Source organism: Pseudanabaena sp. PCC 9330, assembly GCF_055795045.1.
This window is the reverse complement of sequence record NZ_JAYFES010000084.1, coordinates 1-22962: the sequence shown is the minus strand read 5'-3', so window position 1 is coordinate 22962 and position 22962 is coordinate 1. Positions and strand designations below refer to the sequence as shown.

Genomic DNA, 22962 nt, shown 5'->3' with positions numbered 1-22962 from the left:
GGGTCGTGTGATTGGCACCTGGGCTGACGTGATCAACCGCGCCAACCTGGGTATGGAAGTGATGCACGAGCGCAATGCTCACAACTTCCCCCTCGACTTAGCCACGGCTGAGGCACCTGAAATCATTGGCTAGTCTTGATTGACTACTCCATTGATTGATTATAGAAAAAGCGCCCTTCGTAAGGAGGGCGCTTTTTTGTTCTGCTGGGCACGCAGAGCGTTGGCACAGGTTTTGAACATATACCCTCACACGCCAGATTTCGATGATGGAGCTGCCCGTTGCCTGCTAGAGAGCACCCCTAGATGGCAAGTTTTTTGGTGTCGGGGATGACTTATGCGCTTGGTGCATTCAAACCGGCTGGGAACCCGCAATGTGCCCCTAAGTGAGGTGAGGTAATGATATGGCCTCATTTGGCCCCTGTTAGGCTGGCCAAGAGACGCAGGTGCGCAGTATTGGATCGGTAGGTGCAGTCGACTAACATTCCACGCATTCGGTGATAAAAACTGAAAATAGCAAAACTATTTTGCTGTAAAACACCAAATACGGCGTGGCGATCGCTTAGCTTGGCTAGGCACCACGTCGATGGGGGGCCGATCTGGGAGCCGAAGTCATAGCCCCAAAATTTGTTGAAATCGCACAGCAGCACGCAGAGTGGGTGGTGCTCAGCCGCCCTAGTAGTCAAAGGTGCGGACTGTGTTCAATCATAAGTGTCATACCCAGATCAGTAAAAAGGAAAGGGAGGACAGCTGCCCTCCCTTTCCTTTTTATTTATTGACCCAGAATCTTGGGATTCACGGTTAGCAGTTCAGGTTAGGCTGCAAACCCCGTCCCTCGCTAGCAGGCCAGCAATCTACCCCAGCAGCGCTTTGGCCCGGCTGACCACGTTCTCAACGGTAAAGCCGAACTTCTCCATTACCAGATCTCCAGGAGCAGAGGCACCGAAGCGATCAACGCCAATTGCATCGCCCTGATCACCGATGTAGCGGCACCAGCCCATGGTAATACCCGCCTCTACCGCCAGCCGCTTGGTCACAGCTTTAGGCAACACAGACTCTTGATAGGCAGCATCCTGAGCGTCAAACAGCTCCCAGGAAGGCATCGAGACCACCCGTACCTGAACACCAGCGGCCCGAAGTTCTTGGGCGGCATCAACGCAGAGGCTAACCTCACTGCCGGTGCCAATCAAAATCAGATCGGGGGTGCCGTCGCAGTCATCCACCGTGTAGGCTCCCTTGGCTACGCCCTCAATGGAGGAACCGGGCAGGTTGGGCAGATTTTGACGGCTAAAGGCCATCAGCGTAGGGGTCTTGCGGTGCTCCACCGCGATCTTGTAGGCCCCAGAGGTTTCAGTGCCGTCGGCAGGGCGAATCACGATCAGGTTGGGGATCGCCCGCAGGGAGGCAATGGTTTCCACTGGCTGGTGAGTGGGGCCGTCTTCGCCAAGACCGATGGAGTCGTGGGTCATGACATAGATGACGCCCGCCTGGGAGAGCGCTGACAGGCGAATCGCCGCCCTCATGTAGTCGGCAAACACCAAGAAGGTGGCGCAGTAGGGAATTAGCCCCGAGTTGTGTAGGGCGATGCCGTTGCAGATTGCCCCCATGCCGTGCTCGCGCACGCCAAAGCGTAGGTTGCGGTTTTCGTAGGCCCCCTTCTGGAAGCTGCCGGAGATCTTTAGCTCCGTCAGGTTCGAGTGGGTGAGGTCAGCAGAGCCACCGATCAGCTCAGGAATTGCCGGAGCTAGGGCGTTAAGGGTGATTTCGGAGTTCTTCCGAGTGGCTAGAGCTTTGTCCTCGGGAGTATAGGTGGGCAGCGCATCGGCCCAGCCATCGGGCAGCTGGCCCGCCAGCATGCGCTCAAATTCAGCAGCTTCAGCGGGGTATTGGGTTCGATAGGTGGCGAGGGTTTCTTCCCACTTGGCCTCAAGATTGGCACCGCGCTCGATCGCTTTGCGCATGTGGCTGAGAGCGTCTTCGGGCACCTCAAAGTCGCCGTAGCTCCAGCCTAGGTTTTCGCGGGTGAGCTGGATCTCATCCCCGCCTAGGGCTGCGCCGTGGACACCAGCGGTGTTTTGCTTGTTGGGGGAACCGTAGCCAATGGTAGTGGTGACTTTGATCATGGAGGGGCGATCGGTGACGGCTTTGGCCGCCTCGATCGCAGCGGCGATCGCCTCCAAATCCGTATTGCCATTCTCCACGTGCTGCACATGCCAGCCGTAGGCCTCAAACCGCTTGCTCACATCTTCGGTAAACGAAATGTCCGTCGAGCCATCGATGGAGATGTGGTTGTCGTCGTAGAGGGCAATCAGCTTGCCCAGGCCTAGGTGCCCCCCGAGGGAGCAGGCTTCGCCCGAGACGCCTTCCATGTTGCAGCCGTCGCCCAGGATGACGTAGGTGTAGTGGTCAACCAGAGTGGCGTCGGGCTTGTTGAACTTGGCAGCTAGGTGGGCCTCGGCCATGGCCAGACCGACAGCGTTGGCAATCCCCTGACCCAGAGGGCCAGTGGTGACTTCGATGCCAGGGGTTTCAAAGTTTTCGGGGTGACCGGGGGTGCGAGCGCCCCACTGGCGGAACTGTTTGATGTCGTCCAGCGTCACACTGTCAAAGCCACTTAGGTACAACAGGGCATATTGCAGCATACAGCCGTGACCCGCCGACAGCACGAAGCGATCGCGGTTAAACCACTGAGGGTTTTTAGGGTTAACTCGCAAAAACTTATCCCACAGCACATAGGCCATAGGTGCCGCGCCCATGGGCAGACCAGGGTGGCCAGACTTGGCCTTTTCTACGGCGTCAATCGCCAAAAAGCGAATGGAATTGATACAGAGTTCGTCTAGGGATTGGGTTGCAACAGCCATAGGTTCAACAGCTTAACGACGGGTATTCGGAGCAGCGCGCAGCAATAGCCTGGAAGCTAGTAGGTTAATCGGCCTGAATAATTCAAGACCACATAAACTTCAGATCACACCTTGCCTTTGTCCTTCAGCAGACTCTGCAACCAGACAAATGTCAACACCCTCTGGTTAAGGAAAGTCAAAAGATCAAGGGTTTAACAGCCCATGGGGAAAAACGCTTTAGGCTATTATACTTACCAATCTGTAGCTCTAGCTACGGTATTTCTTAAATACTAGAGTCACGTTGTGGCCCCCAAACCCGAAGGAGTTGGAGATAGCCACCTCAATAGGCATGGGCCGACTCTGGTTGGGAATATAGTCGAGATCGCAGGCCGGATCGGGCTCGTGGAGGTTGATGGTGGGGGGCGCAATATCGTGGGCGATCGCCAGACAGGTCGCCACCGCCTCAATCCCTCCAGAGCCACCTAGCAGGTGCCCCGTCATCGACTTAGTAGAGCTCACCGCCACCTTGTAGGCCGCCTCTCCCAGGGCAGTCTTGATGGCCTGGGTTTCGGTGGGGTCATTGGCTCCGGTGCTAGTGCCATGGGCATTGATGTAACTAATGTCCTCAGGCCCAACCCCAGCATCTTTGAGCGCCAGTTGAATGCAGCGGGCGGCCCCGGTACCGCCAGGCACCGGAGAAGTCATGTGGTAAGCATCGCAGGTCATGCCATAGCCCACAATCTCAGCATAAATCGTGGCCCCACGGCTGAGGGCGTGCTCGAGCTCTTCAAGAATGAGAATGCCGCAACCCTCGCCAATCACAAAGCCATCGCGGTCTTTGTCAAAGGGACGGCTAGCAGTAGCGGGGTCATCGTTGCGGGTCGAGAGGGCACGGGCAGAGGCAAACCCCGCCACTCCTAAAGGGGTAACAGCAGCTTCGGTACCACCGCAAATCATCGCCTGGGCATAGCCATGTTGAATCAGCCGAAAGGCATCGCCAATGGCATTAGAGCCAGCGGCACAGGCGGTGACGGCACAGGTGCTTGGCCCCTTTGCCCCGGTGTGAATAGCGGTGAGCCCCGCCGCCATATTGGCGATCATCATCGGAATCATGAAGGGACTACAGCGGCTGGGGCCACGGGTCAAATATATCTCCTGCTGGTCTTCAAGCACCTTGAGGCCCCCAATGCCGGAGCCAATACAGGTGCCGATCTGCTCGGCATTGAGGTCGGTAATGGTGAGCCCAGAGTGCTTCAGCGCGCGCTGACCAGCAATCACAGCAAACTGTGAGAAGCGATCCATACGCTTGACTTCTTTTTTGTCGAGAAATTCGCCGGGGTCAAACCCTTTTACCTCTGCAGCAATTTGTGAGGCGTGCTGAGAAGGGTCAAAGTGGGTAATGCGAGCGGTGCCACTGCGACCGGCGACCAAGCCTGCCCAGTATTCCTCCAGGCTGTTGCCAATGGGGGTAATGGCATCCATGCCAGTCACCACAACGCGCTTTGAATCAGAGTTTGCCATAGCAGATAAGTCAAAGGATTCTAAAAGATGGAGAGGGAACGACAGGCTTAAGGTTGCAGATATTGGTTGCTAGGTTTAGGACTAGGTAGTAGCCAAAACGTAAACCGCGAACCCAATACCTGCAACCCGCAACTAGAGCCTCTTGCCCTCCCGCTTTAACGTTGGCTGGCATGCCTGTAGTCGCTGCCTAGGCTGCCGATTTTTCTTTGATGAAGTTGACCGCATCTTGCACGGTGGCAATACCCTCGGCAGCTTCGTCAGGAATCTCAACCCCAAACTCTTCTTCGAGAGCCATCACCAGCTCTACAGTGTCGAGGGAGTCAGCACCCAGATCATTGGTAAAACTGGCCTCGGGCTTGACCTCAGCCTCTTCAACCCCCAGCTGCTCGCTGACAATTTTTTTGACCTTCTCAAAAACCTCTGCGCTCATGGTTTTTCTACGCCTTGTTTAAAGATTAATCGACAACACCAAGCCCTATTATCCTGCGACCCCATCGAGACCAAAGTCGACGCCAAGCCCCAGTACTCAGGCAACTCATTTTTGAGCATTTCTCCATAGTATCGGAAAAAGAACCCTCACCAAAACTCCGTCGCCCGGTACCCCAGCTCCTCTAGCATGGTGCGCAAGAGCGGCAGGCTGAGGCCGATGACATTGCTGTGACAGCCTTCGATTCTGTCGATCAACAGTGCTCCCTTGCCGTCGCTAGAAAACGCTCCGGCGCAGGCTAGGGGTTCGCCAGTGTCTACGTAGGCAGCGATGGTGGCCTCGTCGACATTGGAGAAGTAGACGCGGGTGACGGCGCTGTGCACCAGGGTGCGCCCATCGGGGGCGATCAACGCATGGCCAGTGTGAATGTCGCCCACATGCCCCCGCATTTGCAGCCAGCGGGCGATCGCATCTGCTTTATCGACTGGCTTGCCGTAAATCTGGCCTTTAAAGGCCAGGGCTGAGTCGCAGCCCATCACCAGGGCACTGGGAAACTGCGGCGCCACCACCTCAGCTTTGCAGCGGGCCAGGATGCCGACGTACTCGGACGGTGTAGAAATACTTACCTGGTCTTCGTCAAAATTGCTGGGACAGACAAAGGGGTTAATGCCTGCCCCCACCAGCAGCATGCGGCGGGCCTTAGAGGACGAGGCGAGGACAAACTGAGGTCGAGAAGCAGTAACCATGAAACCTAAGCAAAGGGCAGTAGATTGATGTAGACCTCCTATCCTCCCATTTTTCTGGGTGGGGAGAACAGCAGGAGTTGCCTAGGGTAGTTCTAGGCAATATAGCCATAGCTTTAGATTTCTGGACTATTAGCGCGAAGAGCGTTGCAACTCCGTAGGCCTGCCTGGGCTCTAACCGCGATCAGCTTAAAGGGTCGAGTTCGCGTCCTTTGGATGCCTGGTGTTTGTTGGTCAACCTAAGGCACAAGATGGTGGCTAATGGCAAAGCGCAGCAGCTCTGAGCGATTGCTGGTTTCGGTTTTGCGGAGCAGGCTGCTGACGTATTTTTCGACTGTGCGGGGGCTGAGAAAGAGGCGATCGCCGATCTGGGCATTTGACAGCCCATCGGACAGCAGGGCCAGCACGTCTTGCTCGCGGGAGGTAAATTCGGTGCAAAGATCAACCTCAGCGGGCCAGGGTGACGGCGGCTGGGGCATTCTGTCAACTTTAGGATCGTCGCTAGTAGCTTGGATGGCTCGCTGCTGGGCGGTAGCCAAAGCCACTTGCTGAATCCAGGCCGACTGTACGAGCTGCGATCGCTCCAGCAAATTTCGCACGATTGCGCCAACTTCGCTCAGCTCAAAGGGCTTGGGCAAATACATATCGCAACCTAGCTGATAGCCACGAATGCGGTCTTGCACCTGGTTGTGAGCCGTCAAAAAAATCACCGGTAACAGCCGAAAAGCCGGATATTGACGCACCTTTTGCACCAGGGTGTAGCCGTCTAGACCTGGCATAGTGATATCGGTAATGATGAGCTGGGGCTGATGGCTAAACACCTGCTGCAAAGCCATCTCGCCATGACTTGCCATCAGAACTGAGTAGCCCTCCAGCTCCAGGTAGTCGCAGAGGGAAAGCCTGGTACCCTCGTCGTCTTCGGCAATGAGTATGGTGAGCGGCATAGCGTTGCGCCAAGTGTAAAGCGTCAAGCGGGCAACCTTTGAGGATCGACGCCCCTGCAGCAGCTTGGACTCGGCCCAATGATTTCCCGCTGCCCCTTTAGCCTAGACGAGATTTTGAGGAGCCGGACTATTTATTGCTAAAGTTAAGCCCTCACTGAGTGCCCACTCCTATCTGCGTAACAATTTTCCTTGATCAATAATTTTTCTTACCCTGGATCCTTTGAGGAGCACAGGCCGCCTAGCCCAGACGGTAGCCAAAGCCCCGCACGGTTTTGAGGTAGTGGGGGTGGCTGGGGTCAATCTCTAACTTTTCGCGAATCCAGCGGATGTGGACATCTACGGTTTTGTTATCGCCCATAAAGTCATGGCCCCACACCTGGTCAATAATCTGGTCGCGCGACCACACCCGCCGGGGCTGGCCCATAAACAGCTCTAAGATGCGAAACTCTTTGGGCGATAGGCTGACCTCTTCCCCCTTTAGAAAGACGCGGCACTCTTGAGGATGGAGGGTGATGTCTTCAAATTTAAGAACATTGTCGTTTTCAGCCGTGGCCTTACCCCGCTGGCGACGCAACAGCGCCCGACAGCGGGCCACCAGCTCCCGCATACCGAAGGGCTTAGTCAGGTAGTCATCGGCACCAATCTCTAGACCCACCACTCGATCGGTCTCAGTGCCCTTGGCACTGAGCACCAAAATGGGCACGTCAATGCCCTGATGGCGCAGCAGTCGGCATAGATCGAGCCCGTTCATGCCGGGTAACATAAGATCGAGCACGACCAAATTGATGTCAGGTCGGCTGGTGCGGCTAGACACAGAGGTACCCCCCAATAGGTCTAGGGCAGACAGGCCATTTTCAGCCGTGACAATGTCAAAGCCTTCTTCGGCCAACCCTAGAGCGATGGTTTCTCTGATCAGCTCTTCGTCTTCTACTACCAAAACCCGGCCTAGGCCGACCCGCAGATTTGGCTGAGCCTGAGTCGGAAGATCTAGAGAACTCATAAGAAGAGGTTAAAAACTCTGCTTTCCGATCATACCAGGCTGCCAGAGGGCAAGAATCCTCACTATCACCGAAAATCTTAAGAAACTCCAGACATTTTGCTAGCTCATTTTATTGGAGCCATCGCTCCTAGGTGGGGGGCGGCATCTGGTCGGAGTTGGCGATGACTAGAGCCTCTACGGCCTCGGGGAGGGTGGGCAGTGCAGCGGTCAAAACCCTGCTGCCTTGGGCGGTAATTTGCACATCGTCTTCGATGCGAATGCCCCGCACGTCTTGAAAATCGACCAGCCTCGACCAATTGACCGCATCGTCGTATGCTCCTGACTGGTGGGCTGGTGCCAAAATGGCAGGCACTTGGTAGAAGCCGGGTTCGATGGTGACGACCATATTGGCAGTCAGGGGGCGATCGAGGCGCAAAAACTTGAGACCAAAGCGATCGCTACGCTGCCGCTCGGGCGCATAGCCTGCCACATCACCTAAGTCTTCCATGTCGTGCACATCTAGCCCCAGTAGGTGGCCCACCCCGTGAGGAAAAAACAGCGCATGCACATCGCGATCGACGAGATCGTCGGGGTGTCCTTTCAGCAGACCCAGATCTACCAGCCCTGCGGCCAGGGTGCGGCAGGCCAGCCAGTGGAGGTCGCGGTACTCAATTCCTGGCTGCATGGCCGCTATGCAGGCGTCGTGGGCTGCCAGCACCACGGTATAGATATCGCGCTGGGTGGAACTAAAGCGCCCCGACACTGGCCAGGTGCGGGTAATGTCTGAGGCCCAGCCGCTGGGTGCCTCGGCCCCCACATCTGCCAGCAATAGATCACCTGGATGCAGGCGATGATGGTAGTGCTCGTTGTGGAGCACTTCGCCATGGACGGTGACGATGCTGTTGTAGGCACAGGTCATACCCTGGCCAATAATGACCTGCTCCATTGCCGCTCGCACGGCAGACTCAGTGGTAGCCGCTGGGGTAGCCGCCATACCAGCCTGATGGGCGGCCACCGACACCGCCGCTGCTCGCCTGATTTGCTCTAGGGCGTCGTCGTCGTGGTGCAGTCGTAGGGCGACTAGGGCTTTGATTAAAGCAGCACTGCGATCGGGGTGCTGCTGGCTCTGGGTGGGTAGGGTGGCGGCCTCAGGCAGGTAGTGTGCTAAGTCAGCGTAGGGGTAGGCGGCGATCGCCCCCATGGTGACGGCAATTGTGTCACGGGAAGGGCTAGGCCCATGCCAGAGTGCTGCTTCGGCGGAGGTGTCATCCATAAACAGGGTCAACCGCCCGCTCTCTAGGTGAATTGCCGCCCTAGGTAAGGACACCCCGCCAAAATAAAGGAAATGGCTGTTCGCCCGGAATGGGTAGGTGTTGGCTGGAAAATTGCGGGAGACCGGTAGCCCCGACCACAGCACAACTGGTTCAGGATGCATCTGAGCCAGGCGATCGCGCCGTTGCTGCAACACCTGAGCCAGAGATAAAACAGGGGTCTGGGGAGGCATAGGTCGGCTCAGAACTTAACCCCTCTAGTCTGCCACAGGCCCCTAAATCTAGGGTTAATCCGTCGGCGTCGCCTGTTAACCCCAACCCCCCTAACATCTTCTAAACTAGTGGTGTCATATAAAATTAATTTTCTGATCCCCATTGCCCGAAAACAGTTCAAATGCACTACTATCTAATGTGTAGTAGCTAGCCTTTTGCAGGTGCAGTGCTATGGCTTCCTTGACGATTCGGCCAGGCTCCCAGGTGCGACTTAAGGGGCAAGACGACCATGTACCCGACTTTGTGGTGGTACGGTGCGATCGCGATCGCTGTTGGGTACGGCAGCAGACCTGGGCTGCGGGCTCTGAGCTCATCGTTAGCTTTAAGCAGCTCTGGGTGCCCCCCGAGGTTGGTTCGACATTGCCCCTAGATCTGGCAGAGCAGGTCAAGGCGGCTGGGCTGTTGGCTCACCACGGTGACCACCGCGCGGGAGGCAATGTAGTCTACCTAGATGCCTATCGCCGCCGTCAGGCACCTCAGGGGTAAACCCTGTCCAGCTAGGGATCTAGAGTCTTTCTTCAAGCAGAACTCTACATCTGGAATTAGATGAGGCTTAGACACTCAGGTTGAATAGGGTGGTAAAAAAGCTGTCCCACGTCCATCAAATCTGGCTATTTGGTCTGTGTGCCTGGCCGGTCAGATGTTAGGATGCAGCTCTATCGGTTTTAGCGGGGGTCAGCCGCTAAAGATAACGGGGAAAGCGCAGTGAAAACCTGCCACTGTCCCGCAGCTGTGAGCCGATTCTGGATGGCCAATTTTAGATTTTGGGTTGATACGTTGCCCAAATTTAAAGCCGCAAAATCCAAAATCGCGTGAGTCAGAATGCCCGCCGATGGATGTTCATGTCATAGGTCAGGTCTAGTTCAAGGTCGCTAGTTTTCTCACTGGCTGGGTTTCCTGCCGGTAGGTCTGCACTTTTGGGCTTGAGTTTGACTTTGACTTCCTAGTTCCATCTGCGAGGTACAGATGACTTCCTATAGTTTTTACGTTGTCCTGGGGCATGGTTCCTTCGGGCAACCGGTTTGGGCCGTCGTTGGGCGCGTGGGTTAGTCTATGCGCGTTCAAGACACGGTTTGGCAGGGCTGCTTTGGCGACTGGCAGCCGTTATTTATTCACGAATATTGGCTTCCTCTGGGACACTTGGCCTGGCAGGGCTTCGTGCAGCATGGGCGAGGTCTAGTGGTGTGCGAGATCTACGGCATCACTGCCGCCATTGACTGGAGCTGCACAGCGGTGCCCTACACTGCCCGCTTTATGCCCCAGGCCGAGCTATCTAGCGCCCCCGGTTCTATTGCTGACAGCAGCCTGGGGCTGACCGTCGAGCACCGGTCAGTCTTGGCTACCGCTGTCACCACATACGACCCCAGAGAAGATGTGATCTTGCTGTTGATCAGCGACTCACCGCCTTATATCACCCATCTCCAGAAGTGGGCCGTACCACCCCCAGAATGCTTTCGCCAATTGGGCGATCGCCAGGCAGAGTTTAACCTGGCTCCAGAAACCTAACCTCTCCTAGCGTCCTATTGTCAGCTAGAGCCGAGGCCAGCCATACCTAGTGGCTGGCTTTCTAACCATTGCCATCATCTTGATTAACAAACCCCATGACCCAGTCACCAACGCTATTTGTCTGTGCCCTGTGCAAGTTTCCTCCGCCCGAGGCAAGTGGGGAAACTGCCAGTGGTGGGCAGTTCCTGATCGATCAGTTGACAGATCAGCTGGACGGCATCGCTACTCTACAGCCAGTGCGCTGTATGGCTGCCTGCGATCGCGCCTGCAATGCTGCTCTCAGCGCCCCCGGCAAGCTTACGTTCATTCTCAACGATCTGTCGCCCCGGCAATCGGCCCCCGACCTCATGGAGTTTTGCCGCCAGTACACCGCCGCCCCGGCGGGCAAGGTACCCTACGGGCTGCGATCGGCGGCAATCAAGCAGGCCACTGCCTACGTGCTGCCCCCTCTGACATAAATGCCGATAGAAGCTGCTGCCCCCTGAATTTCTCTGGCTAGGCTGCCAGCAGAAAACGACAGACCTACGTCACAATCTCAAACTCTATTCCAAGCTCCCGCGCCAAATTGCAGGTCTGATGATCTACAACATTGGTGTCGCTCAGCTCCAAATTATAGAAATTGACCTGAGGGTGGCTAAAGTATGGCCCAGCGTGCCAGGTGCCCACCTCTAGCTTGATAAAACAGTTGCCAGGCACCTGAAATGCACGAATTTCTCCAGGACTGGGTTGCTCGGCAGGGCTGGGAGGTGCCACCGCCAACCACCAGTCTTTGCCCTCTAGCGCCCCTAGGCACTGGGTGCAGCGCTGGTGCCGGGTAATGGCTCGAAATCGAATGCCTCTATTCACCAGCGTCATGATGTAAAAGCGTGGAATGCCCCCATGGAGAACGAGCTGTGCATCGTGCGGGCCGAAGGCGGTACCGTCGGCGCTGGGCAAGATTAGCTGACCGAAGGGGGCAAAGTCTTCAGCGGTAACGGGTTGGGCAACCAGCTGTTGAAGGGTGAGGGATGGAGGCATCTGGACTACTGTCTTGGCCATAGGGACAGCCATTGAATTGAGTATACCGCTGGACCCACGTGGTCCTCAGACCTGCCCTCATCCTGTGCCATCACAATAAGGCGGCTGGCCGGGGTAGTGCATGGGGCAGCGGCTAGCACAGCGAAAAGCCTCCGGCATCCTAGAAGTGGGAAGGAACTCGGAACCACCATCTGTCCTGTAATCGCAGGGCAGCTCACAAAGATCTAGTCCGGTTGGCTTCGTAATTTGCAATCATCGGTCAAAATAGAAATTTGGGATAGTTTATTTCCCCTTGTTTTAAAGCCGCGTTCTGCCAGACATGCTCCAGGTGACGCTCAGCTGTGCAGGCGCACCTGCGGCCAACTAAGACTCTAGATACCCATTCATCTCTATATCTGTTCCATGGCACAGTCCTTCCCCTTCACCGCTAACAGCATGACCGGCGCGCAAATTCGCCAGACATTTCTAGAGTTTTATGCGGCGCGGGGCCACGCCATCAAACCGAGCGCCTCCCTGGTACCCGAAGACCCCACGGTGCTGCTGACGATCGCGGGTATGCTGCCCTTCAAGCCGATTTTCTTGGGCCAGCGCCAGTCCGATGTGGACCGCGCCACCACTTCGCAAAAGTGCATTCGCACCAACGACATCGAGAACGTGGGCCGCACGGCGCGTCACCATACCTTCTTTGAGATGCTGGGCAACTTTAGCTTTGGTGACTACTTTAAGGAGCAGGCGATCGCCTGGGCCTGGGAGCTTTCCACCGAGGTGTTTGGGCTGCCCGCCGATCGCCTGGTGGTGAGCGTCTTCCGTGAAGACGACGACGCCTTTGCCATCTGGCGCGACCAGGTCGGCATCCCCACCCACCGCATTCAGCGCATGGATGAGGCTGATAACTTCTGGGCCTCTGGCCCCACCGGCCCCTGTGGCCCCTGCTCGGAGATCTACTACGACTTTCACCCCGAGCTAGGCGACGACAAAATTGACCTCGAAGACGACTCACGCTTCATCGAGTTCTACAACCTGGTGTTTATGCAGTACAACCGGGATGCCGAGGGCACCCTCACCCCGCTGCAAAACCAGAACATCGACACCGGCCTGGGCCTAGAGCGCATGGCCCAGATTTTGCAGCAGGTGCCCAACAACTACGAGACCGACCTGATTCTCCCCATTATTGAAGCAGCGGCGGGGCTGGCCGGGCTGGACTACGCAACAGCTGACGAGAAAACTAAGGTTTCTCTCAAGGTGATTGGCGATCACGTCCGCGCCGTTGTCCACATGATTGCCGACGGCATTACCGCCTCGAACGTGGGTCGGGGCTACGTGCTGCGGCGGTTGATTCGGCGGGTGGTGCGCCACGGGCGGCTGATCGGTATCGAGGGTGCGTTTATTAGCAAGGTGGCGGAAAGTGCCATTCAGCTAGCGGAGGAGCCGTTCCCCAACACCCGCCAGCGAGAGACAGTGATCAAAGCCGAACTCGATCGCGAAGAGGCTCGCTTTCTTGAAACCCTGGAGCGGGGCGAAAAGCTGCTGGCCGACATTCTCAAGCGTGAAAGTGCCTCAAAAACCAAGCAAATCTCGGGCACCGACGCCTTCGTGCTCTACGACACCTACGGCTTCCCGTTGGAGCTGACCCAGGAGATTGCCGAAGAGCAGGGCCTGACGGTGGATGTGGCTGGGTTTGAGACGGCGATGGAAGAGCAGCGCCAGCGTTCGAAGGACGCCCACGAAACCATTGACCTAACGGTGCAGGGCAGCCTGGATTCTTTAGCGGAGCACATTCACTCGACGGAGTTTTTGGGCTACAAAGACATCAGCAGCGCCAGCAAAGTGGAAGCGCTGCTAGTGGCCGGTAAATCTGTCGAGCAGATCGAGGCGGGGCAGGAGGCCCAGGTAGTGCTCAATCAGACCCCGTTCTACGCCGAGTCGGGTGGTCAGGTGGGCGATCGCGGCTATCTCTCGGGAGATGACCTGCTGATTCGTGTCCACGATGTCAAAAAAGACGGTGACTTCTTTATTCACTTTGGCAAAGTCGAGCGGGGTTCTCTGAAAGTCGGCGACCCAGTGACGGCGCAGATCGACCGGGCTTGCCGCCGCCGCGCCCAGGCTAACCACACGGCCACCCACCTGCTGCAAGCGGCGCTGAAAAAGCTAGTTGATCCCGATATTTCCCAGGCCGGTTCCCTGGTCGCCTTCGATCGCCTGCGGTTTGACTTCAACTGCCCCCGCGCCTTGACAACCGACGAAGTGCAGCAGGTCGAAGCTCAGGTGAACAGCTGGATCGCCGAGGGCCACCAGGGCGAGATCACCGTGATGGCGCTGGAGGAGGCTAAGGCCAAGGGCGCGATCGCCATGTTTGGCGAAAAATACAGCGCTGAGGTGCGGGTGATCGACTTCCCCGGCGTGTCGATGGAGCTGTGCGGGGGCACCCACGTCAGTAACACAGCAGAGATCGGCCTGTTCAAAATTATTGCTGAGGCCGGGGTGGCCTCGGGCACTCGCCGCATTGAGGCGGTGGCTGGCCCTGCCGTGCTGGAATATTTGAACGTGCGCGATGCTGTGGTGCGCGATCTGAGCGATCGATTTAAGGCTAAGCCTGAGGAGTTGAGCGATCGCGTCACCACCCTGCAAACCGAACTCAAAACCGCCCAGAAGGAGCTAGAGGAGCTGAAGTCTGAGCTGGCTGTGCTCAAGTCTGACCAGCTGCTTGACCGGGCCGAAGCCGTGGGTTCTCTCAAAATCATCGTGGCTGAGCTGGAAGGCGTCAGCGCCGAAGCGCTCAAGACTGCTGCCGAGCGCCTGCTGCAAAAGCTGGGGGCCGGGGCCGTGGTGCTGGGCTCCGTTCCCGAACCCGACAAAGTCAGCCTGGTGGCGGCCTTTAGCCCCGAAGTGATCGAGCAAAACCTGCAAGCGGGCAAGTTTATCGGCGGCATCGCCAAGCTCACTGGCGGCGGCGGCGGCGGGCGGCCCAACCTAGCTCAGGCTGGGGGGCGCGACGCCAGCAAACTGCCCACAGCACTAACGATTGCCAAACAGCAACTGGTGGAGGCTCTAATCGGCTAGCGTTGCCCATAGACGCAATAGCTCCTGGTTATGGGCACTGGAGGTAGGTTCAGCGTTGAGTCGTTCTGATGACGTCCTTATATAATGGGCTTTTTGCGCTGCCTCTGCCATGAGTCTCGTTCTCTACAACACCCTAACCCGCAAAAAAGAACCCCTCGAAACCCTTGAGCCGGGTCGGGTGAAAATATATTGCTGCGGCGTCACTGTATACGACTATTCGCACTTGGGCCACGCTCGCTGTTACGTTGCCTGGGATATCGTGCGGCGCTATCTGCTTTGGCGCGGGTATGCCGTTCACTACGTGCAAAATTTCACCGACATTGACGACAAAATTCTCAACCGCGCCAAAGCAGAAAACTCCACCATGGAAACGGTGGCAGAGCGCTACACCCAGGCCTACTTAGACGATATTGCTCGGCTCAATGTGATGGAGGCTGATGAATACACCTACGCAACCCAAACCCTAAACGGTATTCAGCGGTTGATTGGCGAACTCGAAACCAAGGGCTACGCCTACCCCGCCAATGGGGATGTGTATTACTCCGTGCGCAAATTTCAGGGCTACGGCAAGCTTTCGGGCCGCAAGCTCGACGACATGCAGGCTGGAGCCAGTGGTCGGGTAGCCGCAGTAGAGTCTATCAAACAAGACCCCTTCGATTTTGCCCTGTGGAAGGGCGCTAAGGAGGGTGAACCCTTTTGGGAATCGCCTTGGGGGCCAGGTCGACCCGGGTGGCACATCGAGTGCTCGGCCATGATTCGCGATCGCCTCGGCGACACCATCGACATTCACCTGGGCGGCAGCGACCTAGTGTTTCCTCATCACGAGAATGAGATCGCCCAGTCTGAAGCCGCCACCGGACATCCCCTCGCTCGCTACTGGATGCACAACGGCATGGTCAATGTAGGTGGAGAGAAAATGTCGAAATCTCTCGGCAACTTCACCACCATTCGCCAGCTGCTCGATGCCCCCAACGCGCCCGACCCAATGGCAGTGCGGCTGTTTTTGCTCCAGGGCAACTACCGCAAGCCAGTAGACTTCACCGACGCATCTATTGCCGCCGCCCAAACTAGCTGGGGCACCCTGAGCGATGGCCTACTGTTTGGCCACCAATACGGAGCCCAGCTAGGTTGCTCTAGCGTGGACAATGCGTCTCTTGCCAGCCCTGCTCTCGATCGCGATAGCTCCCCGGTACAAGCCTTTCAAACCGCCATGGATGACGACTTCAACACCGCTGGCGGTCTCGCGGTTCTATTTGACCTAGCCAAAGACCTGCGCCGGGCAGGCAATCTCATCACCCATACCGGTAAGGCTGACACCGACAGCGACACCCTCTGGCAGCAGTGGCAGACCCTAGTGGGCCTGGCCCAAGTTTTGGGCCTTGAAGCGCAGCCCAAAGTAGCCCCATCCAGCACAGGCGGGCTGTCTGATGCCGAAGTTGAGAACTTACTATCTCAGCGTAGAGAAGCACGGGCAGCGAAAAACTTTACGGAGGGCGATCGCATTCGTGACTTACTTCAAGGTGAAGGCATCACCCTGATTGATCAGGCCGGAGGCAGTACCGAATGGCACCGCTGACGTCACCACCGTACAACCGCTAACCCTGCATCTTAGAGCAGCACCACTGAGCCCTACTCGCAGCAAGGGGGATCCTTTCAAACGGCAAATCATCAGCTATATCCCTGATCATATTACGATCCGTTACGGTTTATGGGGGGGGAGCATGAGAGCTGAAATCTCTCGCTATAGACTATTCAAAGATTAGGAAACCCTTACTGTATAGACCGTTTTGACTCATCTTCTGAGGATTTCCCTGAAGATGCCCAACTCAGTCGTGACCCACATTGGAGTTTTGTTTCAATGTCCCATTCTGTCAAGATTTACGATACCTGTATTGGCTGCACCCAGTGTGTGCGTGCCTGTCCTACTGATGTGCTAGAGATGGTGCCCTGGGATGGCTGCAAGGCCGGGCAGATTGCCTCATCTCCCCGTACCGAAGACTGCGTTGGCTGCAAGCGTTGCGAAACTGCCTGCCCCACCGATTTTCTCAGCATTCGAGTATATCTGGGTGCTGAAACCACTCGCAGCATGGGCCTAGCCTACTAAGGTCAGATAACTGCTTGCCACTTTTCTAGCCATGTTGATCTAGCTATCGTAATAAATGTAAAAGACTGGGGCGATCGCCCCAGTCTTTTTCTTAAGTCTTGCAAACCCCTTCAAGACTCAATATAAGCAGTATTTATTAGAGCTTAGTCAACCCTATGGAAGTAACAGTCGACCTAGATGATAATCTTGGTGAAATCTGCGTAGATGTAGATAAGCGAGGCAATTGCATGACATACCCAGTAAGCCCGCCACAGATCAAAATATAAATAGGATTGATCATTGCATTGAGCAAACAATCAATAGAAGAGAGGAGAAGGATAACCGCTAAAACCGCAACTGGTGCATTTTCCTTCTTTGCCCATAGTCGAGGTGGGCATTTTGTCATAAACACACTAACGACGGGCAGTAGCAATGTAGTGTAGAGACTTGTCAAACCTACAAGACCATTGTGTCCAAAAGCAATGATCCACAAACTATCCTGAATTGTTGATTGCCTGCCTTGCTCATCGTAAATTAGAGCCCTGCCCCATCCAGCCCAACCCGTGAATAGGCGCTCTCTTGCCTTATCAACCAGCAGTTCTTCATTGTCAAACCGAAACTCTAATGATTGAACCCTCTCTGCGGGTAGGAACTGAGACAGAGTTTCGATAATTTGATCGGTAATATAAGACTCTGTCATCGTGCTCAAATATAGATATATGACAAGTCCCACAATAATCAAATAAACCGGCAAGGCTGTCCTAAAAATAACTCCAACATACAAAATAGCTATTCCAAGAACGAAGAGGCCATAGGCACCCGTAGATCGGAGTGCAAGAAAGGTCAAAAACAATAAGGGGACTGTTACGTTGAGTGAAAGATTAAAAAACTTTAGCTTAGTGCCGGTTTTCCAAAGCCAAACTCCAATAAGCAAAGCTGCCATCATCCACGCGCCTACAGCCAATCCGTGCTGCATAAAAACCGTAGGCCTAAATCCGCCGATCCTGATAGTCTGGCCAAAGCTTGCGTGAGGATGCCCTCCATACAAAATATTATGTAACTGAGGACTCATTCGAACCTCAAAAAGACACAGAGGAACATATATCAAACCACCAGCAAAAATCCCAACTGCTAGCTGACGTAGGCCTTCTAAGTCACTTAGATAAATCCGACCTAAAAAGTAGGGGATGCCCCATACCATTGTTTGATTAATAATTGCCGAAATCCCATCATAGACACCTAAGCCATTGGAAAGAGACGAAAATAGAGGACAAATACACCATACAGCCATAGGAACATCAAGCAGACCAAACTTAAACTGCTTAAATCTACTCACATCAAATATGCACGTTGCGAATAAGACTCCATATGTTGTCGCAGATATTTTAGAATAATCTGGAAATCCGGGCAGGTCTAAAATAACAACGGGCAAAAATAGCCAAGCTCCGATAAAGCTAATAACAATTGCTCGTCGAGCTGGGAATCGCTGAAATAACCAGATAACAAAGGGAATCCATAATATCATTACTAGAGCTGCAACAATATTTGGACTGCTCAATGAATGAAAGAACTGAAAACTCATATTATTTTGTTAACTTCAAGGAAGATAAGAACTTTGGACAATTAAAAGCTAGCTTGAAAGCAGAAAAAGTAAAACTATTCTTGAATGCTCAGAGTAAGGAAAAGAACGAGGTTTTCACTCAGTCAATTGCTTTCACTTATCTGACACAAAAAATTTTCCTTCGGGCTATGGAAAACGCTAGGAATTCAAAAGTTGAATTGGCAAGCCTAACCCCAGGAAAGAGCGAATCATAAGCATCACTGTCACTATAGCTAACAGCATAGCCGTAAAAACTACATCTTGAGGTATATTATTAAATCCTTCCCTTATCGACCCATATGTTACTGCTGAGTAATAGAATAAATCATTTAGAGCGACAGCAACAATAGCGCCTGGAACCTGAAAGAAGTGAAAGCCAATCAAAATACCAACCACTGTACTCATTAACCTAAGAAGATTTCCATAAGCTGTATATTGAAATTTACCAAGAGACAATAAGTATGGCTCACTTGTATTTGCCAAGATACGAGGCCATAATCCCAGAGCTAAAATTGGAAGCATCCAGGCTTCTGAAGAGTATCGCTCGTCGTATAGTATCTCCATCAAGAGATCACCAAAGCCTATTAGACAGGCAAGCATCAGTGAAGACGCTGTTAACAGTAAGCGGCGGCCATTTAAGATTTTTTTGATTACAAGGCTGCGGGGCTGATCGCTCATTTTTGAAATAACGGGAAATATAACCCTGCTGCTCAGTGCTTGTAATATCTGTCTAGGCACATCACTCAATGTCAGGGTAATTTGATATATCCCGAATAAGCCTAGGGGAAACATAGCACCCAGCATTAACCGATCAGACTGCTCAGCAGCAAACATTGTTGCTGTAGAGATAAATACCCAGCGACCTACCGAAAAAATATCCTTTACCGACTCTTTGTCCCACAAAAGCCTATTTTTAATATCTGGGAGGATATTATGACTCCAAATCATTTTGGTGATGCTAGATATTAATCCTCCTACAGCCAATGACCAGACAGTTGGACTAAATGATGCCCATATAAGCATAGAGAGAAGGCCAATTACCTGACTTCCCATTTCAATAATTACTCGCTGACGCAAGTTGATATGGCGCTCTAGTGAGTAAAGAGTAGTTGAACTAAAGCCTAAAATTATTGTCGTTAAGCCCACAAATGGAATCAGCAAAGCCAACGAGGGTTGGTTATATAACTCGGCGATTGGAATTGAAATCGCTAAGCATATCACCCAAAGTCCAAATCCGCGAATGATTTGAATCGTCCATGCTGTGTTGTAAAATGTTGGATCATCACCCCTTTTGTTCTGGATGATATTGTAGCCAATTCCTATATCCGAAAATAAAGCCAACCCAATAATAAATATATTTACAATTCCCATCAAGCCAAAAGATTCTGGAGCTAGTAAACGGGTTAGTAGCAGATTGCTGCCAAATCGCAATAGCTGAGAGCCGCCGTAGCCTAAAATTGCCCACAAAGTGCCTCGAACCGCAAGCTTCCTGATTGACGCCATGAAATCGTTGTCCTTATTTTTTACTTGATCTTTAGGGCTACTCTTGGGCAAGTGTCTATTGTTAAAACCCTAAATACCCTCAGTAGGGTGGCATATCCATAAATACCTTGGTAGGGTTGAGAATTAGTTTGAATGAGATGCTCAGTATCAAAAAATACTAAACTTATAATGACTTTCGCAGTCGTGGGATACATCAAAAGCTTGAGTTTCTTGTCTAACAAGAGGTCTTATCGTCCCTAAATGTTCTCATGTTTATGATTCTTCTAGGCTAGGAAAAGTGAATCTCAGCTATCTGAAAACAGTAAACAATCTACGATGAGCTAGAAGCTTTTGTAAGCATATTCCGTGCCAATAGCTACAAATAATTAGCCGTCAAAATTCTTGACTATATTCACGGTTATTTGTTTTTCTATACTTGTGCTTCATTTTACATGTGTCAAGCTAGTTTGACGAAAGAGCTGGGCCAGTTTTTTCGCTTCCTCATTAGCATTATGGTTGTGAGCGACACGTTCCATGCCTGCTTCTCCCAACTGGTAAAGTTTATCTGTAGAACACATTAATGCTGATCGCATTGCATCCACCAATGCCTCAACAGACCCTGGGATGACTAACCATCCAGTTACACCAGGCTCAATAAGTTCGGGTATACCAGCAATGCAAGTACTAATTACAGGTCGATTGAGTGCTAAAGCCTCCATGATGACTACGGGTAATCCCTCAGCAAAACTAGGCAGAACTAAAATTCTGGATTGGAGTAGGTAAGAAACTACTTCAGCGCCAGATGCCCATCCTGTAATTCTAATATGGCTTTTGAGATTGTACTTCTCGATAAGCTTTTCAATCTGTGGGCGCAGCTCCCCATCTCCAACAAAGGTTATTTTAAAGGAGAAGTTCTCTTGTGAAAGCTGATGCGCTGCATTCAGAAGCAATAAATGTCCTTTTTGCTCGGCTAGACGACCGACACAAACAAAATGAGGATCTTCTGGAAGAGGAGATATTTCTCCAAGGAGAAAGTCTTGGTCTACTCCACAATGTACGATGTGGATTTTGGACCATTCTTGAAAAGATGTCCAGCGATAGAGTTGACTTCTCCCGAATGAACTGATTGCGACAACAAATCTAGCCCGTCTAATTTTTTCGGGAAGGGCGATCGCACTGACTTTATCAAACTCCTCGGGGCCATGGACAGTAAAGCTATAGGAAGGCCCTCCCAATTCTTGGCAGAGCATTGCTACAGTAGTTGAATTAGTGCCAAAGTGAACGTGTATGTGCTCAACCTTAGAAGCTTCAAGCCATCCCAATAAAGTGCAGGCTTCAGCCAAATAAACAAAATGGTATAGAATGCCTCTCTCTGATCTTTTTCCTAAATCTAGGGCTAGTTGAAGACCTTTTAAGAATGCAAAGGGCTGCCGAAGGATTATTCTGACTAAACCTGGCAATAGGCCAAATATTCCACGATCTAAGATAACTTTAGTTTGTTTGAGTTCTTGGATATCTGCTGGTTCAACTAGTTCGTCTTCGCAAGAGCGAATAGAAAAACGTAGAACATTAATGCCACAAGCTTCAATACCCAAAATCTCACGACGAATAAAGCTGTGACTGACCTTAGGATATTGGTTGACTAGATAAGCAATTGTCAGAGTCATTCTATTTATTTGCTAGTGATAAAACTGATTGAGCAGAAGACTAAATATATCTATCTAAAACTTTAATGAAGGCAAGAGAAAACTTCGAAACTGAGACTTAGATCAAATAATGGCAATAGCTACTTTGCAGATATTTCTAAGTTGATTAATGCTGTGTATATGGAGTTGACTTCTAAGAACTGATCCTATGCGCAAATAAAAATCTCAATTTATAATTCGCTATGCTCCCAAAAAAATAAAAATCAAGCGCCATGTCGTGGTGAGTAAGTATATAGTAATTTCTGCTCAGATGCAGTACGAGCAGTATACCCATCTATAGCGGTTCCTAGATGGATAGGGTACGGGAAAGTCGTTGGAATTAAAAGTTTGAGCAGCTAGCCTGCCCCTCATCTAAATGAGAACCCCTATATAAGTCATCCAGTTTCTCTCGTAGTCGAAATTTACCTCGTGTATACAGGAACCACAATAGCCTAGATTAAGTACAAGGATGCATCCACTGTTGTGATGCGCCCAATTAATTAGGTGTTGAACCTTTGAGGCGCTTTGAAGAGTTATTCTAACTCGAGACTTGCAAAGCTGGGATGCATCTAGCTAAATATCAGTCGCTCTATAAGTAGCGAGTCTGAATCACTTGTAAGATAGGCCAGTTCCTTTATGAGCTCTGGAAGCTTTGAGTGACAGAAAATACAAGCACTTAAATTATCTGAAATTCAATTTCCCAACTATTTAGTGGCTCTTAAGCGCACATAGTACACTTCGACTGACAGACAGTCTAGGATTTATAAACTTGGGCAACTAACTTATACTCCATGTAAATGGAAACCACTATAGCAATCCTTGAGCGGGTAAGATTTGACCCAATTAAGCCTTAGGATTCATAGCTTAGGTAAATGCTCCATGTCTCATCCGAGTGAGAAGCCCTATGAGCAGTTTTAGGTATTCTACAAAAGCAGACTAAAGCAAGCAGTCCCTTCTGCTAAGCGGTAGTGGCAAGCTGGTAGTATCATTAAAGTTTCATGCCTCCATTTATCTAACTATCCCTCAAGAATGCTATACATACCAAAATCTGCTGCGTTTGGCTCGCCAACTGACTGATCTTAAAATAACTAAAACTAGTTGGGCAAATAAATTTTAAATCTAATCATACGCTTCTACAAAAGTGTTAAATTTAACTATAGTCACAACGTAGAGGAGTATGTTATCGTTCGTTTACGTTTCTTTATGAATTACATACAAAGACTGGGGTTATTGCAAAGAGTGCATGAAGGTTCCCGCATGCTTTTACTTTGAATTAGATCTGACATAATATACGCTTGGGCTTACTTTTGGGCTAGCTGCATCTAGTTGATATATAACATCTCTCTGCTTGGTAAGTGTTGCGAAAATATGTCATGTCATTTGTGCATGAGCCTTAAGGCTAAGACATATGTTGTTGGGTGCATCCCAGTCTTGCAAGGGGTGCATCCCAGTTTTGCAATAAGTACAAATACGTAGTCATCAAACATAGGAGAATTAAGGGCTTTGAACAGCGTCTTATCCCTAGACTTACAAG

The 22962-nt window shown here is 52.2% G+C and carries 17 protein-coding genes, 1 pseudogene and 1 riboswitch; of the genes and pseudogenes, 7 read left to right on the top strand and 11 right to left on the bottom strand.

Annotation, left to right across the window (positions count from 1 at the left end):
* Nucleotides 1-133 (top strand): annotated as a pseudogene (locus AC0QKW_RS07580) (photosystem II q(b) protein); the annotation flags it as partial.
* 718 nt (nucleotides 134-851) lie between these two features.
* On the opposite strand, the gene tkt reads toward AC0QKW_RS07580, so the two are convergent.
* From tkt to AC0QKW_RS07545, 7 genes are all read right to left on the bottom strand, one after another.
* The gene (gene tkt / locus AC0QKW_RS07575; protein ID WP_473150453.1) at nucleotides 852-2858 is read right to left on the bottom strand and encodes a transketolase; all 2007 of its coding nucleotides are present in this window, start codon (nucleotides 2856-2858) and stop codon (nucleotides 852-854) included.
* Nucleotides 2859-3104: 246 nt separating this feature from the next.
* Nucleotides 3105-4358 (bottom strand): beta-ketoacyl-ACP synthase II, encoded by a 1254-nt coding sequence (gene fabF, locus AC0QKW_RS07570; RefSeq protein WP_473150452.1) that lies wholly within the window; start codon nucleotides 4356-4358, stop codon nucleotides 3105-3107.
* Between the two features lie 187 nt (nucleotides 4359-4545).
* Complete coding sequence (locus tag AC0QKW_RS07565; RefSeq protein WP_473150451.1) at nucleotides 4546-4788, bottom strand: acyl carrier protein; 243 nt, start codon at nucleotides 4786-4788, stop codon at nucleotides 4546-4548.
* Between the two features lie 146 nt (nucleotides 4789-4934).
* Nucleotides 4935-5531, bottom strand: a complete 597-nt coding sequence (locus tag AC0QKW_RS07560) for a Maf family protein (RefSeq protein ID WP_473150450.1) — start codon at nucleotides 5529-5531, stop codon at nucleotides 4935-4937.
* A 236-nt stretch (nucleotides 5532-5767) separates the two neighbouring features.
* A complete protein-coding gene (locus AC0QKW_RS07555) occupies nucleotides 5768-6472 on the bottom strand; it encodes a response regulator transcription factor (RefSeq protein ID WP_473150449.1) in 705 nt (234 codons plus the stop codon).
* A gap of 238 nt (nucleotides 6473-6710) precedes the next feature.
* Nucleotides 6711-7472, bottom strand: a complete 762-nt coding sequence (locus tag AC0QKW_RS07550) for a response regulator transcription factor (protein ID WP_473150448.1) — start codon at nucleotides 7470-7472, stop codon at nucleotides 6711-6713.
* Between the two features lie 127 nt (nucleotides 7473-7599).
* On the bottom strand, nucleotides 7600-8955 hold the full coding sequence (locus AC0QKW_RS07545; protein ID WP_473150447.1) for an aminopeptidase P family protein: 1356 nt from the start codon (nucleotides 8953-8955) through the stop codon (nucleotides 7600-7602).
* A gap of 211 nt (nucleotides 8956-9166) precedes the next feature.
* Between AC0QKW_RS07545 and AC0QKW_RS07540 the strand changes: the two genes are divergently transcribed.
* The 3 genes from AC0QKW_RS07540 (at nucleotide 9167) to AC0QKW_RS07530 (ending at nucleotide 10959) form a co-directional block, all read left to right on the top strand.
* Nucleotides 9167-9481, top strand: a complete 315-nt coding sequence (locus AC0QKW_RS07540) for a hypothetical protein (protein WP_473150446.1) — start codon at nucleotides 9167-9169, stop codon at nucleotides 9479-9481.
* A 157-nt stretch (nucleotides 9482-9638) separates the two neighbouring features.
* A riboswitch (cobalamin riboswitch) is annotated at nucleotides 9639-9843 on the top strand.
* A 205-nt stretch (nucleotides 9844-10048) separates the two neighbouring features.
* Nucleotides 10049-10501, top strand: a complete 453-nt coding sequence (locus tag AC0QKW_RS07535) for a hypothetical protein (RefSeq protein ID WP_473150445.1) — start codon at nucleotides 10049-10051, stop codon at nucleotides 10499-10501.
* Nucleotides 10502-10596: 95 nt separating this feature from the next.
* The gene (locus AC0QKW_RS07530; RefSeq protein ID WP_473150444.1) at nucleotides 10597-10959 is read left to right on the top strand and encodes a DUF1636 domain-containing protein; all 363 of its coding nucleotides are present in this window, start codon (nucleotides 10597-10599) and stop codon (nucleotides 10957-10959) included.
* 64 nt (nucleotides 10960-11023) lie between these two features.
* On the opposite strand, the gene AC0QKW_RS07525 is transcribed toward AC0QKW_RS07530, so the two are convergent.
* Nucleotides 11024-11518 (bottom strand): ureidoglycolate lyase, encoded by a 495-nt coding sequence (locus AC0QKW_RS07525; protein ID WP_473150455.1) that lies wholly within the window; start codon nucleotides 11516-11518, stop codon nucleotides 11024-11026.
* Nucleotides 11519-11920: 402 nt separating this feature from the next.
* On the opposite strand from AC0QKW_RS07525, the gene alaS reads away from it, so the two are divergent.
* The 3 genes from alaS (at nucleotide 11921) to psaC (ending at nucleotide 16682) form a co-directional block, all read left to right on the top strand.
* Entirely contained in the window at nucleotides 11921-14578 is a 2658-nt protein-coding gene (gene alaS / locus AC0QKW_RS07520; protein ID WP_473150443.1) for an alanine--tRNA ligase, read from the top strand.
* Between the two features lie 109 nt (nucleotides 14579-14687).
* Nucleotides 14688-16154 (top strand): cysteine--tRNA ligase, encoded by a 1467-nt coding sequence (cysS, locus tag AC0QKW_RS07515; RefSeq protein ID WP_473150442.1) that lies wholly within the window; start codon nucleotides 14688-14690, stop codon nucleotides 16152-16154.
* Between the two features lie 282 nt (nucleotides 16155-16436).
* A complete protein-coding gene (psaC, locus tag AC0QKW_RS07510) occupies nucleotides 16437-16682 on the top strand; it encodes a photosystem I iron-sulfur center protein PsaC (RefSeq protein ID WP_006515950.1) in 246 nt (81 codons plus the stop codon).
* A gap of 136 nt (nucleotides 16683-16818) precedes the next feature.
* On the opposite strand, the gene AC0QKW_RS07505 is transcribed toward psaC, so the two are convergent.
* The 3 genes from AC0QKW_RS07505 to AC0QKW_RS07495 form a co-directional block, all read right to left on the bottom strand.
* Nucleotides 16819-18243, bottom strand: a complete 1425-nt coding sequence (locus AC0QKW_RS07505) for an O-antigen ligase domain-containing protein (RefSeq protein ID WP_473150441.1) — start codon at nucleotides 18241-18243, stop codon at nucleotides 16819-16821.
* A gap of 177 nt (nucleotides 18244-18420) precedes the next feature.
* Complete coding sequence (locus tag AC0QKW_RS07500) at nucleotides 18421-19764, bottom strand: oligosaccharide flippase family protein (RefSeq protein WP_473150440.1); 1344 nt, start codon at nucleotides 19762-19764, stop codon at nucleotides 18421-18423.
* Nucleotides 19765-20186: 422 nt separating this feature from the next.
* Nucleotides 20187-21404 (bottom strand): glycosyltransferase family 4 protein, encoded by a 1218-nt coding sequence (locus AC0QKW_RS07495; RefSeq protein WP_473150454.1) that lies wholly within the window; start codon nucleotides 21402-21404, stop codon nucleotides 20187-20189.
* Nucleotides 21405-22962: the final 1558 nt, after the last annotated feature.